Annotated in this window: 12 protein-coding genes and 2 tRNA genes; 9 read left to right on the top strand and 5 right to left on the bottom strand. The window is 52.8% G+C overall.

Features of this window, described 5'->3' with window-relative positions:
• Nucleotides 1–7: 7 nt before the first annotated feature.
• Both ydiJ and WCC56_RS06770 read left to right on the top strand, forming a co-directional pair.
• Complete coding sequence (gene ydiJ / locus WCC56_RS06765; RefSeq protein WP_424691705.1) at nt 8–3,061, top strand: D-2-hydroxyglutarate dehydrogenase YdiJ; 3,054 nt, start codon at nt 8–10, stop codon at nt 3,059–3,061.
• A complete protein-coding gene (locus WCC56_RS06770; RefSeq protein ID WP_424691648.1) occupies nt 3,061–3,492 on the top strand; it encodes a hotdog fold thioesterase in 432 nt (143 codons plus the stop codon). The genes ydiJ and WCC56_RS06770 overlap by 1 nt, the downstream gene beginning before the upstream one ends.
• A 36-nt stretch (nt 3,493–3,528) precedes the next feature.
• On the opposite strand, the gene WCC56_RS06775 is transcribed toward WCC56_RS06770, so the two are convergent.
• The gene (locus WCC56_RS06775; RefSeq protein WP_424691649.1) at nt 3,529–3,933 is read right to left on the bottom strand and encodes a hypothetical protein; all 405 of its coding nucleotides are present in this window, start codon (nt 3,931–3,933) and stop codon (nt 3,529–3,531) included.
• Between the two features lie 390 nt (nt 3,934–4,323).
• Here WCC56_RS06775 and sufA point away from each other — a divergent pair, with 390 nt between their 5' ends.
• The 7 genes from sufA (at nt 4,324) to WCC56_RS06810 (ending at nt 11,028) form a co-directional block, all read left to right on the top strand.
• On the top strand, nt 4,324–4,698 hold the full coding sequence (gene sufA / locus WCC56_RS06780) for a Fe-S cluster assembly scaffold SufA (protein WP_013201922.1): 375 nt from the start codon (nt 4,324–4,326) through the stop codon (nt 4,696–4,698).
• A gap of 5 nt (nt 4,699–4,703) precedes the next feature.
• The gene (gene sufB, locus WCC56_RS06785; RefSeq protein ID WP_424691650.1) at nt 4,704–6,197 is read left to right on the top strand and encodes a Fe-S cluster assembly protein SufB; all 1,494 of its coding nucleotides are present in this window, start codon (nt 4,704–4,706) and stop codon (nt 6,195–6,197) included.
• Nucleotides 6,198–6,254: 57 nt separating this feature from the next.
• A complete protein-coding gene (gene sufC, locus WCC56_RS06790; protein WP_013201924.1) occupies nt 6,255–7,001 on the top strand; it encodes a Fe-S cluster assembly ATPase SufC in 747 nt (248 codons plus the stop codon).
• A complete protein-coding gene (sufD, locus tag WCC56_RS06795) occupies nt 6,976–8,256 on the top strand; it encodes a Fe-S cluster assembly protein SufD (RefSeq protein WP_424691651.1) in 1,281 nt (426 codons plus the stop codon). Before sufC ends, sufD begins: the two co-directional genes overlap by 26 nt.
• Entirely contained in the window at nt 8,253–9,473 is a 1,221-nt protein-coding gene (gene sufS, locus WCC56_RS06800) for a cysteine desulfurase SufS (RefSeq protein ID WP_424691652.1), read from the top strand. The genes sufD and sufS overlap by 4 nt, the downstream gene beginning before the upstream one ends.
• Nucleotides 9,474–9,499: 26 nt before the next feature.
• A complete protein-coding gene (gene sufE, locus WCC56_RS06805; protein ID WP_424691653.1) occupies nt 9,500–9,922 on the top strand; it encodes a cysteine desulfuration protein SufE in 423 nt (140 codons plus the stop codon).
• Between the two features lie 71 nt (nt 9,923–9,993).
• Nucleotides 9,994–11,028, top strand: coding sequence for a L,D-transpeptidase family protein (locus WCC56_RS06810; RefSeq protein ID WP_424691654.1), 1,035 nt, complete (start codon nt 9,994–9,996; stop codon nt 11,026–11,028).
• A gap of 136 nt (nt 11,029–11,164) precedes the next feature.
• Here WCC56_RS06810 and WCC56_RS06815 read toward each other — a convergent pair whose 3' ends face one another.
• From WCC56_RS06815 to WCC56_RS06830, 4 genes are all read right to left on the bottom strand, one after another.
• Nucleotides 11,165–11,401, bottom strand: a complete 237-nt coding sequence (locus WCC56_RS06815) for a major outer membrane lipoprotein (RefSeq protein ID WP_013201929.1) — start codon at nt 11,399–11,401, stop codon at nt 11,165–11,167.
• A 304-nt stretch (nt 11,402–11,705) separates the two neighbouring features.
• On the bottom strand, nt 11,706–13,118 hold the full coding sequence (gene pykF, locus WCC56_RS06820) for a pyruvate kinase PykF (protein ID WP_424691655.1): 1,413 nt from the start codon (nt 13,116–13,118) through the stop codon (nt 11,706–11,708).
• Between the two features lie 381 nt (nt 13,119–13,499).
• Nucleotides 13,500–13,576: transfer RNA gene (locus WCC56_RS06825), tRNA-Val, on the bottom strand.
• Between the two features lie 8 nt (nt 13,577–13,584).
• Nucleotides 13,585–13,661: transfer RNA gene (locus tag WCC56_RS06830), tRNA-Val, on the bottom strand.
• Between the last annotated feature and the right edge of the window lie 4 nt (nt 13,662–13,665).

Consider the following 13,665-nt stretch of genomic DNA (forward strand, 5'->3'; position numbering starts at 1 on the left):
CCCGATAATGATCCCACAGATTTCCCAGGCGCCAGGCCTCGTTCAACTGGTGCTGAATTTTTTGCAGGCGTTAGAGCAGCAGGGTTTTAACGGCGATACCGCCACCAGCTATGCCGATCGTCTTACCCTGTCCACCGACAACAGCATCTATCAGCTCCTTCCTGATGCTGCTTTATTCCCCCGTTCCACAGCAGATGTGGCTTTGATAGCCCGCCTGGCGGGTGAAGAGCGCTTCCAGAATCTGGTGTTTACCCCCAGAGGCGGAGGAACTGGCACCAATGGGCAATCCCTGAACCAGGGGATTGTGGTCGACATGTCCCGCTATATGAACCGCATCCTTGAGATCAACGTTGAGCAGGGATGGGTAAAGGTTGAAGCTGGCGTGATCAAAGATCAGCTCAATGCTTATCTGAAGCCGTTTGGCTATTTCTTCTCTCCCGAACTCTCCACCAGTAACCGTGCCACATTAGGCGGAATGATTAACACCGACGCCTCCGGGCAGGGTTCCCTCGTCTACGGAAAAACCTCGGATCATGTGATTGGGCTGAGAGCGGTGCTGCTGGGTGGCGATATTCTTGATACGCGCAGCATACCTGTCGCGCTGGCTGAAAAGCTGGCGACTGAGCAAGGAAATGAGGGCCGGATCTACCGAACCATCCTTGAACGCTGCCGCGATCGTCATCAGACCATCATCGATAAATTCCCTAAACTGAACCGTTTTCTGACGGGTTACGACTTACGTCATGTGGTCAGCGACGACCTTCAGCATATCGACCTGACGCGCATTTTGTGTGGGGCGGAAGGGACGCTGGCCTTTATTACCGAAGCGCGGCTGGATATTACGCCGATCCCGAAAGTTCGTCGGCTGGTAAACATCAAGTACGATTCCTTCGACTCGGCACTTCGCAGTGCTCCGTTTATGGTTGAAGCGAAAGCGCTGTCGGTAGAAACCGTCGATTCAAAAGTGTTGAATCTGGCCCGTGAGGACATTGTCTGGCATTCGGTCAGTGAGCTGATTACCGATGTCCCCGATCAGGAGATGCTCGGTCTGAACATTGTCGAGTTTGCCGGGGACGACAAAGCGCTGATCGATAATCAGTTGGAGTCGCTTTGTCAGCGGCTGGATGGCTTGATCAACAACCGGGAAGCCGGCGTGATTGGCTATCAGCTGTGTGACGATCTCGACGGGATTGAGCGCATCTACGCGATGCGTAAAAAAGCGGTTGGCCTGTTGGGCAATGCCAAAGGTCGCGCCAAGCCGATCCCGTTTGTGGAAGATACCTGCGTACCGCCACAACATCTGGCCGATTACATTGTAGAGTTCCGCGCGTTGCTGGATGGCCACAACCTGAGTTACGGCATGTTTGGTCACGTGGATGCTGGCGTACTGCATGTGCGTCCTGCTCTTGATATGTGCGACCCGCAGCAAGAGATGCTGATGAAACAGATCTCTGACGAAGTGGTAGAGCTGACGGCTCGCTACGGCGGCCTGTTGTGGGGAGAGCACGGTAAAGGCTTCCGCGCTCAGTACAGCCCTGAATTCTTTGGTGAGGAGCTGTTCAACGATCTTCGCCATATTAAAGCGGCCTTCGATCCGGCTAACCGCCTGAACCCTGGGAAAATCTGCCCACCGTTCGGCGTGGATGAACCGATGATGAGAGTGGATGCGACCAAGCGCGGCACCTACGATCGGCAAATCCCGATTAACGTCCGTGCTGACTGGCGCGGTGCTATGGAGTGTAACGGCAACGGACTCTGCTTTAACTTTGATGTACGCAGCCCGATGTGCCCGTCGATGAAAATCACCGGCAACCGTATTCACTCTCCGAAAGGCCGCGCAACCCTGACTCGCGAATGGCTGCGACTGCTGGCGGAGCAGGGCGTCGATCCGCTGGAGCTCGAAAAGAGTCTGCCAGAAGCCAAAGTGACGCTAAGAGGCATGATCGAGCGCACCCGTAACAGCTGGTATGCCCGCCGTGGCGAATATGACTTCTCCCATGAAGTCAAAGAGGCGATGTCCGGTTGTCTGGCCTGCAAAGCCTGCTCAACGCAATGCCCGATCAAAATTGATGTGCCAGGTTTCCGTTCCCGCTTCCTGCAGCTGTACCACACGCGTTATCTGCGCCCGGCCAGCGATTATCTGGTTGGCACCGTGGAGAGCTATGCACCGTTAATGGCTAAAGCGCCAAAATTCTTCAACTTCTTCCTGCGCCAGCCGCTGGTCAGGGAGTTGAGCAAACGGCATGTTGGCATGGTTGATCTGCCTCTTCTCTCCTCACCTAACCTGAAAAAACAGCTTGCCGGTCAGCCAGCCCTCAGCACCACGCTGGAATCACTGGAAGCGATGAGCCCGTCAGAGCGAGAGCGCCATGTGCTGGTGGTGCAGGATCCGTTTACCAGCTATTACGAAGCGCAGCTGGTAACGGACTTCGTCAAGCTTATCGCTAAGCTGGGTTACAAACCGGTAGTCCTGCCATTCTCCCCGAACGGCAAAGCGCAGCATGTGAAAGGCTTTCTGCAAAGTTTTGCGCGAACAGCGAAGAAAACGGCCGATTTCCTTAACCGCGTAGCGAAACTGGAGCTGCCGCTGGTCGGTGTCGATCCGGCGCTGGTGCTCTGCTATCGCGATGAGTACAAAGAGATCCTGAAAGAGGAACGCGGCAACTTCCACGTGCAGCTGGTACATGAGTGGCTGCAACAGGCGCTGCCTCAACAGGATGTGCAGCCAGCCAGTCAGGAAGCCTGGTATTTATTCGGCCACTGCACAGAGGTTACAGCGCTGCCTGCATCAACCAAACAGTGGGAAGGGATCTTTGCCCACTTTGGCGCCAGGTTGGAAAACATCAGCGTGGGCTGCTGCGGCATGGCTGGAACTTACGGTCACGAAAGCAAAAACCTGGAGAACTCGCTGGGTATTTACGAACTCTCCTGGCATCAGGCGCTGCAAAAACTGCCTCGCCAACGCTGTCTGGCAACCGGCTACTCTTGCCGCAGCCAGGTCAAGCGCGTGGAAGGTAATGGCATGCGTCATCCATTACAGGCTCTGTTGGAGTTACTCTGATGGCAATATGGAAGCGTGAATTCAGCCTGGAACAGCTTAATCAGCGCAGTCAGGGCACGCTGGTGGCGCATCTTGGCATCGTGTTTACCGCAGTGGACGAAGAGTCACTGACCGCGATGCTGCCCGTAGACCCGCGCACTCGTCAGCCGTTTGGTCTGTTACATGGCGGGGCATCAGCTGCACTGGCCGAGACATTAGGGTCGATGGCGGGCTATCTTTGCACCGAGGGTGAGGACCATATCGTCGGCCTGGAAATTAATGCCAATCACCTGCGAGCGGTGCGTGACGGAGAGGTGAGGGGAGTCTGCAAGGCTCTGCACCTTGGAAGACGTCATCAGGTCTGGCAGATTGAGATTTACGACCCTCAGCAGCGCCTGTGCTGCACCTCCCGGCTCACCACCACGGTGATTTCAGCCAGGGCAAAAGAGTGATATACTTTACGGCCTTTAAAATCGCCTCAGGAAACCTCACAGTATCCAAGAGGCTTGCTTAACGAACTCGCTTTGCAGCCTGGTGGCTTTGTCCCATTCACCGCGCATGGCCAGTTGATGGCACAAGCGGGTAAGCGAGTGGCGAGCCAGCTGCCAGGCTTGCATACGGAACAACCTGTCGCGTTCAGCGTTACCTAACTCCTGAACAAGGCGATGGTGAAGTTTGCCCATGGCATGCAGGTAGCTGTGGTCGTCACCGTTAAGCTCGCAAAGTTCGGCCATATCCAAACAGGTATCATTAAATTTGCGCAGTTGTTCGAGTGTGCATTCCGGACGGTTAAGTTTGGCTTGCGCCATGTAATAATCGACGGTGATATCACGGATTGAGAACGTGTATTCGTCAATCTTGTGTTGCAGCCAGGCACTAATCGACAGGTTCATGTTAAGGCTCACTCGCTAATGATAATCATTATCATAGAGTAACTGGCGTATTATTCAACGTTGCCGTAAGAAATTTTTATCGATAAATGCGGCCTCTCAGATAAATTGATAATAACGATAACCGGCGAGGGTGAAAGAGTTAAAATGAGTATTATTCCCGTTTAGCGTTAACTCGCCTGGATTTACTGACTTGTTTTCAATGTGTTACCATTTCGTTAAATCGACGCGTGACGCAGATCGCATTCCTTCTTACAGGGTCTAAACTGAATAAAGAGGGCTAAAAAACCCCATTTGGCCTTAATCCCTGCAAAACAAGAGGTTGAAGCGATATTCATTATCACTAACATAGGGGCATTAGCCTTAACGGCTATCGACTCACGAGGTAATGTTATGCCATCAGCAACTACGGCTTCTTTTTCTCCAGACGACTATGTCTGGAAGGGACTGACCATCACTGACAGCGCCGCAAAACAGATCATTGTGCTGGCGGCAGATGATGCTCAAGTGAAGGGCCTTAAGCTGGGCGTGAAAACGTCTGGCTGCGCCGGTTTTGGCTACACCATGGATATGGTGAAAGAGCCTGCCGACGACGATTTGGTCTTTACCCATCAGGGCGCGCATCTGTATGTGCCACTGCAGGCTATGCCTTTCATCGACGGTACCGAAGTAGATTTCGTTCGTGAAGGTCTGAACCAGATTTTCAAATTTAATAATCCTAAAGCTCAACACGCCTGTGGCTGTGGTGAGAGCTTTGGCGTTGAGTAAAACTTATGTCCCGAAATACTGATACATCGGATGATGTGCAGGTCTGGGAAGGAAACCATCAGAAGTACAAAGAAGGTTTCTTCACTCTGCTGCAAACCGAAGAATTTGAAAATGGCATCAACGAAGACGTGGTGCGTGCTATTTCTGCCAAGCGTAACGAGCCAGAGTGGATGCTCGAATTCCGCCTGAAGGCGTTTGCAGCCTGGTTAGAAATGGAAGAGCCGCACTGGTTGAAAGCGAACTACAAACCGCTGGATTACCAGGATTACAGTTATTACTCCGCACCTTCTTGCGGCAACTGTGATGACAGCTGCGCTTCAGAGCCTGGCGCTCAGCAGGCTTCTGGTGCTACGCCTGCTAACTATCTGACTGAAGAAGTGGAAAACGCCTTTAAGCAGCTTGGCGTCCCGGTTCGTGAAGGTCAGGAAGTGGCAGTTGATGCGATTTTTGACTCGGTATCGGTGTCCACCACTTATCGTGGCAAGCTGGCAGAGCAGGGGATCATCTTCTGCTCCTTCGGCGAAGCGATTCACGATCATCCGGAACTGGTAAAACAGTATCTGGGTACTGTGGTTCCAGCTAACGACAACTTCTTTGCTGCGCTGAACTCCGCCGTGGCTTCTGACGGAACTTTTGTGTACATCCCGAAAGGCGTCCGTTGCCCGATGGAGCTGTCGACCTATTTCCGTATCAACGCGGCGAAAACCGGACAGTTCGAGCGCACTATCCTGATTGCCGATGAAGGGAGTTACGTCAGCTACATCGAAGGCTGCTCTGCGCCAGTACGCGACACCTATCAGCTGCATGCGGCTGTGGTTGAAGTGATCATCCATAAAGATGCTGAAGTGAAGTACTCCACCGTGCAGAACTGGTTCTCCGGCGGCGAGTCTGAAGGTGGCATCCTGAACTTCGTGACCAAGCGCGCGTTGTGTGAAGGTGAAAATAGCAAGATGTCCTGGACGCAGTCTGAGACCGGCTCAGCCATCACCTGGAAATACCCAAGCGTGATACTGCGTGGTGACAATTCAGTAGGTGAGTTCTTCTCTGTGGCGCTGACCAGCGGTCATCAGCAGGCTGATACCGGTACCAAGATGATCCACATCGGTAAGAACACCAAGTCGACCATCATCTCCAAAGGCATCTCGGCGGGTAAAAGCCAGAATACCTACCGTGGCCTGGTGAAAATCATGCCTACGGCGACCAACGCCCGTAACTTCACCCAGTGTGACTCGATGCTGATTGGTGCTGACTGTGGCGCGCACACCTTCCCGTACGTGGAAGTGCGCAACAACACGGCGCAGCTGGAGCATGAAGCAACGACCTCACGAATTGGTGAAGATCAGATGTTTTATTGCCTGCAACGCGGGATCAGCGAAGATGATGCGATTTCGATGATTGTTAACGGCTTCTGTAAAGACGTCTTCTCCGAACTGCCGCTGGAATTCGCGGTAGAAGCGCAAAAACTGCTGGCGATCAGCCTTGAACACAGCGTGGGCTAAGCCTCCGCGCTAACGGTCATTGAGTGCAGTGCCGGACAGCACTGCCAGGGAAACACTATGTTAAGTATTAAAGATTTACAGGTTAGCATTGAAGACAAAGAGATCCTGCGTGGGCTGGACCTCGAAGTAAAAGCGGGTGAAGTTCACGCAATCATGGGCCCGAACGGCTCAGGAAAAAGTACGCTGTCTGCCACGCTGGCGGGCCGTGAAGAGTATGAAATCACCGGCGGTTCGGTCAGCTTCAAAGGCAAAGACCTGCTGGAACTCTCTCCGGAAGATCGCGCTGGTGAAGGCATCTTTATGGCGTTCCAGTACCCGGTTGAAATTCCAGGCGTCAGCAACCAGTTCTTCCTGCAGACGGCAGTCAACTCCGTTCGTAAATACCGTGATCAGGACGCACTGGACCGTTTTGACTTCCAGGACTTCATTGAAGACAAAATTCAGCTGCTGAAAATGCCTGAAGATTTGCTGACCCGTTCAGTCAACGTCGGCTTCTCCGGCGGTGAGAAAAAGCGTAACGATATTCTGCAGATGGCCGCTCTGGAACCTGAGCTGTGCATCCTGGATGAAACCGACTCCGGTCTGGATATCGATGCCCTGAAAACCGTAGCCAACGGCGTGAACACGCTGCGTGATGGCAAGCGTGCTTTCATCATCGTCACCCACTATCAGCGTATCCTGGATTACATCAAGCCTGACTTCGTCCACGTGCTGTATCAGGGCAAGATTGTGAAGTCTGGTGACTTCTCGCTGGTGAAACAACTGGAGGAGCAAGGCTATGGCTGGCTTACCGACCAGGAATAGTGACAATGCCCTCCAGCAGTGGCATCACATGTTCGAAACTCAGGGCGAAAACCGTTCCCTGCAGGCGCAGCAGCACTGGCAGCAGGTGCTGCATTTAGGCCTGCCTACGCGTAAGCAGGAAAACTGGAAATACACGCCGCTGGAAGGCTTGTTCGACAATCAGTTTGTCGCCCCTAAAGTGGCTGAAGTCACTGCGGAACAAGTCAAAGCGCTGGCACTGGATATCGACGCGATCAAAATGGTCTTCGTTGATGGCCGCTTTAACGCCGCGCTGAGTGACAGCGAATTTGATCTGTTTGCGGTTCAGGTAACTGACGCCGCGCAGCGTCGCGAATTGAGCGCACCTGTGCAGGCTGAAGTGTTCCTGCATCTGACCGAAAGCCTGGCGGAAGAGGTGACTTCAATTCACCTTGCTCGTGGCAAGTCAGCCGCTCGTGCGCTTTATATGCTGCATATCAGCAGCAGTGCGCAGACAGAAATGAGCACTTCGCATTACCGTCATCATCTGCAGCTGGATGAAGGCGCGGAAGCGACCATTATTGAGCATTACGTCAGCCTGAACGAAGCCAGCCATTTCACCGGCGCGCGCTTCACAGCAAACGTAGCGAACAATGCCCAGTTGAAACATTACAAACTGGCGTTTGAACACAACAGCAGTTATCACTTCTCGCATAATGACCTGGTGATTGAGCGTGATGCGAATGTGAAAAGCCACAGCTTCCTGCTGGGCGCGGGTCTGACCCGTCACAACACCAGCGTTCAGCTGAATGGCGAAGGTACCGATTTGGGTATCAACAGCCTGATGTTGCCAGTAGAGAAAGAAGTCTGCGACAGCCGCACTTACCTTGAGCACAACAAAGGTCATTGCCAGAGTCGTCAGCTGCATAAAACTATCGTGCGTGATAAAGCCCGTGCGGTGTTCAACGGCATGATCAAAGTGGCGAAGCACGCGCTGAAAACCGACGGACAGATGACCAACAACAACCTGTTGCTGGGCCGTCTTGCCGAAGTGGATACCAAGCCTCAGCTGGAAATCTACGCCGATGACGTGAAGTGCAGCCATGGCGCAACCATTGGCCGTATTGACGACGAGCAGATGTTCTACCTTCGTGCCCGTGGCATTAATGAAGAGTCTGCCCAGCGAATGATCATTTACGCCTTTGCCGCCGAACTGACTGAAGCGATTACCGATGAGGTGCTGAAAGAAGCGGTCATGCAGCGCATTGCTCAGCGTTTCCCTGGAGGCATTAAATGAGTTTTGACCTGGCACGCGTCCGGGCTGAATTTCCGGTTCTGTCGCGAGAAGTGAATGGCCAGCCTCTGGCCTATCTCGACAGCGCCGCAAGCGCCCAGAAGCCTCAGGCAGTGATCGATGCGGAAAGCCATTTTTATCAACATGGCTATGCCGCTGTGCACCGGGGTATTCATACCCTGAGTGCTGAAGCGACCACCGAAATGGAAAACGTCCGCACTCAGGCGGCACGTTTTCTGAATGCTGCCTCGCCAGAAGAAATCGTCTTTGTTAAAGGCACCACTGAGGCGATTAATCTGGTCGCCAGCAGCTGGGGCGGAAGTCAGTTGCAAGCGGGTGACAACATCATCATTACCGCGATGGAACACCATGCCAATATTGTTCCATGGCAGATGGTGGCCCAGCGCACCGGGGCTGAAATCCGTTTCATCCCGCTGACCGAAACCGGTGAGCTGGATCTCTCTGCGTTGCCAGGGCTGATCGACAGCCGGACACGTATGCTGGCCTTGACCCAGGTTTCCAACGTGCTTGGCACGGTAAATCCGGTGAAAGAGATTATCGCTCAGGCGAAAGCGGCGGGCGTGGCTACGCTGATTGATGGCGCTCAGGCAGTGATGCACGAGGCTATCGATGTGCAGGATCTGGGCTGTGATTTTTATGCCTTCTCCGGTCATAAAATTTACGGGCCTTCCGGCATTGGTATCCTTTATGGGCGTAAAGCCATGCTGGACCAGATGCCACCCTGGGAAGGCGGCGGATCGATGATCGCTAACGTCAGCCTGACCGAAGGCACCACCTATGCAGCGGCGCCATGGCGCTTCGAAGCGGGATCCCCAAATACCGGCGGCATTATCGGTCTTGGTGCTGCATTGGCCTGGGTGACTGAGCTGGGCCTTGAGGTGATTCAGGAGCGTGAGCAGTCGCTGATGCGTTATGCCCTCGACAAGCTGGCCTCCGTTCCCGATTTGGTGATCTACGGTCCGCAAGAGCGTGCAGGTGTTATCGCCTTTAACCTCGGCAAACATCATGCGTACGATGTGGGCAGCTTCCTCGATCAGTACGGTATTGCTATCCGTACCGGCCACCATTGCGCCATGCCGTTAATGAACCACTACGGCGTGCCTGCGATGTGTCGTGCCTCCTTCGTGATATACAACAGCGAAGAAGAGGCCGATCGTCTGGCGGCAGGCCTGACCCGTATACACCGTCTGCTGGGCTGATTGCCCGGCGGCTTCCGGAGGAACGAATGGCAACCTTGCCAGAGAAAGAAAAACTGGTTCGCAACTTTACCCGCTGTGCGAACTGGGAAGAGAAGTATCTGTACGTGATTGAATTAGGCGCGATGTTGCCAGAATTGTCTGAATCACTGCATCAGCCGGAAAACACCATCTCTGGCTGTCAGAGCCAGGTGTGGATCCTGATGAACACCGATGACAGTGGTCGGGTAGTGTTACGCGGTGACAGCGATGCTGCTATCGTTAAAGGATTGATTGCGGTGGTCTTTATACTGTATCAACAGATGACCCCAGCCGAAATTCTGGCCTTTGATGTCCGACCGTTCTTCGAACAGCTGGCGTTAGCTCAGCACCTTACGCCTTCCCGTTCTCAGGGGCTGGAAGCGATGATCCGCGCTATTCGTCAAAAAGCTCAGGTTCTCAGCCAGGGCTAACTTGCTACACTTCTCGACAGGCTTCCCGCTTCGCAGGCGGGAGGTTTCTTCATTCTAACCGAGAAATTCGCATGAAACCTTTGTCTCCTCTTGCCGCATTGCTCCTTACTCTCCTTGCCTCAACCCAGTATGCCCACGCCACCGACTACCCCTTGCCAGCTGAGAACAGCCGCCTGATCGGGGAAAACGCCACGTATATTGTTCCCAACGATGGTCACCCGCTGGAAGTGGTCGCAGCTAAATACAAAATTGGTCTGTTGGGCATGTTGGAAGCTAACCCTGGTACCGATCCGTGGCTGCCCAAAGCGGGCAGTCAGCTGACCATTCCCACGCAGATGCTGCTTCCGGATACCAAAAGGGAAGGGATCGTGGTTAACGTGGCGGAACTCAGGCTTTATTACTATCCGAAAGATGAAAACAAAGTGGTGGTCTATCCCATCGGCATCGGCCAGTTAGGGGCGAACACGCCACCGATGGTCACCAGCGTTAGCCAGAAAATCCCCAATCCCACCTGGACTCCTACTCCCAACATCCGCAAACGCTATGCTGCTGAGGGCAAAACTCTGCCGGTCACGGTGCCTGCTGGTCCGGATAACCCAATGGGGCTGTATGCCATGCGTCTGGCTTACGGGCAGGGACATTATCTGATCCACGGCACTAATGCGGATTTTGGTATTGGTATGCGCGTCAGCTCTGGCTGTATACGCCTGAGACCTGACGATATCGAAGCGCTTTTCACCAGTGTGCCTAAAGGCACCAGGGTGCAGATTATCAATCAGCCGGTGAAGTACGCGGTTGAACCGGACGGCAAACGCTATCTTGAGGTCCATCAACCGCTCTCACACAGCGATAAGGACGATCCGCAGACCATGCCGCTACCCTTGAATGCCTCAGGCAAGAAGTTCGTTAAAAGCGAGCACAGCGACGCTGAGATGATTAAAGAGGTCATGGCTCGTCGTTCAGGAATGCCGGTGCTGGTCAGTCAGGGTGAAGCGGTGACAGAGGATACCCCAATGCCTGCAATCATGCAGCAGAGCGATTCTGAGGCCACTAAAGCCCAACCTGCGACCATGAGTCAGGCGAAGGGCGAAACCCCGCAGAATTGATTCTGACGCGTTCAGGTTAGGGTTAATTGTCAGAGTATGGCGTTACGCGAAGGATTTTAAGAAAGGGTCAGCAGGGAGGCTGAAAAAAGAGCAAAAAAAATGGCGCACAATGTGCGCCATTTTCAAACCAGAACTCTTACTTACGGTAAGAGTGAGCCTGGTTGTCCAGACGCTGGTTAGCGCGTGCTGCGTCGTCTTTAGCAGCCTGAACGTCAGAACGCATTGCGTTCACGTCGTTGCTCAGCTGGTCAACTTTAGCGTTCAGAGTCTGCACGTCGGTAGACAGCTGATCGATTTTAGCGTTGCTTGAACAACCAGCCAGCAAAGTAGAACCCAGGATTACCGCGCCCAGTACCAGTTTAGTACGATTCATTATTTATACCCTCTAGATTGAGTTAATCTCCATGTAGCGTTACAAGTATTACACAAAGTTTTTTCTAATGAGAATAAATTTTTGATGAGAACGTGCTTAAATTTGATCGTTCGCTCAAAGATGCACCGTCTTTCCAGTTTTATGCAAAAAAATTAGCTAAAACAGACGACTTTAATCGGACACATCTTACGTTTTTTGGAATTCGAACGGGTAATTTCAATTGCCACTTTTATGAAAGGTCGTTATCAAGTTGTAAAAAAAGCGCCACTCAGGGCGCTTTTTATCTACAAGGCGTAATCTTCTATTAGAGCACGTGCACAGAGGCAGTATTGGTAGTTCCGCTTGGCACTAATGCACCAGAAACCATCACTACCACGTCACCCTTCACGCCATAGCCGCTAGCCAGGGCCGCTTCTTTACCTAAACGATAAAAATCGTCAGTAGAAGCAATCTCTTTCACCACTGAGGTGATGATCCCTTTGCTCAACAGCAGCTGACGAGCAGTCTGCTCATTGGTGGTCAGGGCAAGAATTGTGGCGTTCGGGAAGTATTTACGCACAGACTTGGCCGATTTACCGCCTTCGGTCGCTACCACGATGATTGGCGCTTCCAGGTTCTGAGCCGTTTCAACGGCGCCACGGCAGACCGCTTCGGTGATGCGCATCTTGCGGTTGTCGTGCTGAGAGTCAATACGGCTCTTCATTACACGGTCAGTACGCTCGCAGATTGTGGCCATAATGGTCACAGACTCCAGCGGGTATTTCCCTTTAGCACTTTCACCAGACAGCATCACGGCGTCAGTTCCATCCAGGATGGCGTTGGCAACGTCGCCAGCTTCCGCACGGGTAGGGCGCGGGTTTTTGATCATCGAGTCCAGCATCTGCGTAGCAGTGATGACCACTTTGCGTGCGCGATTACACTTCTTGATCATCATCTTCTGCGCGAAGATCACTTCTTCTACCGGGATCTCAACGCCCAGGTCACCACGAGCAACCATGATGCCGTCAGAAGCTTCGAGAATTTCGTCGAAGTTGTTCAGGCCTTCCTGGTTTTCGATTTTAGAGATGATCTGAATGTGCTCGCCACCGTGCTGCTTCAGGTGGTCACGAATTTCCAGCACGTCTGAACGTTTACGGATGAAGGAAGCGGCTACGAAGTCCACGCCTTGCTCACAACCGAAGATCAGGTCGCGCTTGTCTTTTTCAGCCAGAGCTGGCAGCTGGATAGAAACGCCTGGCAGGTTAACGCCTTTGTTTTCACCCAGGTCGCCGTTGTTCAGGACTTTACAAACCACGGTGTTTTCGGTGACTTCAGTCACTTCCATACCGATCAGGCCGTCATCAACCAACACGGTGTTGCCGATTTTCAGGTCAGCAGTTAAGCCCGCGTATGTCACAGCAACACGATCAGCGTTACCAATTACCGACTGGTCGGTAGTAAAGGTAAAGGTCTGGCCGGCTTTCAGTGACGCGTCGTTGCCGCCTTCCAGTTTCATGGTGCGGATTTCAGGGCCTTTGGTATCCAACAGGATAGCCGCCTGATGTCCTGACTTGCTCATCACGGCACGCAGATTAGAGATACGTTTGCCGTGTTCTTCGTAATCGCCGTGGGAGAAGTTAAGGCGCATAACGTTCATGCCTGCATCAAGCAGGTTGGTCAACATTTCTTCAGATTCGGTTTTTGGACCGATAGTACATACGATCTTAGTCTTTTTCATGACGAGTTATCTATTAAGTTGTGATGGATGAGAAAAGCGAGATCCCGGGAGCTGGAAAGCGCCGGCTAAGAATTCGTGCCTGACTGGCGAACTGCGATACAGAATAAGAATAGGTGACTGTGGTAAAGCGTGCAGGGGAAGTTGAGACGCGGTTTCAGCGCGCGCGCAAGAGGGTGTTGCGCAACAAGTTATCGTTTTTGCTAAAGGGTCAACCATACGCTGAAACCATTCAAGTGAAACAACGTTGCACATTATAGTAGTTAAGTTGGCGAAAACCAATTAAAAAGCAGCAGGGAGTGTGGCAAAGATTGCGATAGATCAGCTTGTTGCGCAAAAAATGAGACGGATGTTTTTAGGATTTAACGCAAGAGGAAAGCAGGATGGTGCGTTCTAGAGGACTCGAACCTCCGACCCCCACCATGTCAAGGTGGTGCTCTAACCAACTGAGCTAAGAACGCAAAACTATTGGTGCGTCCGAGTGGACTCGAACCACCGACCCCTACCATGTCAAGGTAGTGCTCTAACCAACTGAGCTACGGACGCACTG

Origin of the sequence: Erwinia sp. (assembly GCF_049696395.1) — a bacterium.
Lineage (GTDB): Bacteria > Pseudomonadota > Gammaproteobacteria > Enterobacterales > Enterobacteriaceae > Erwinia.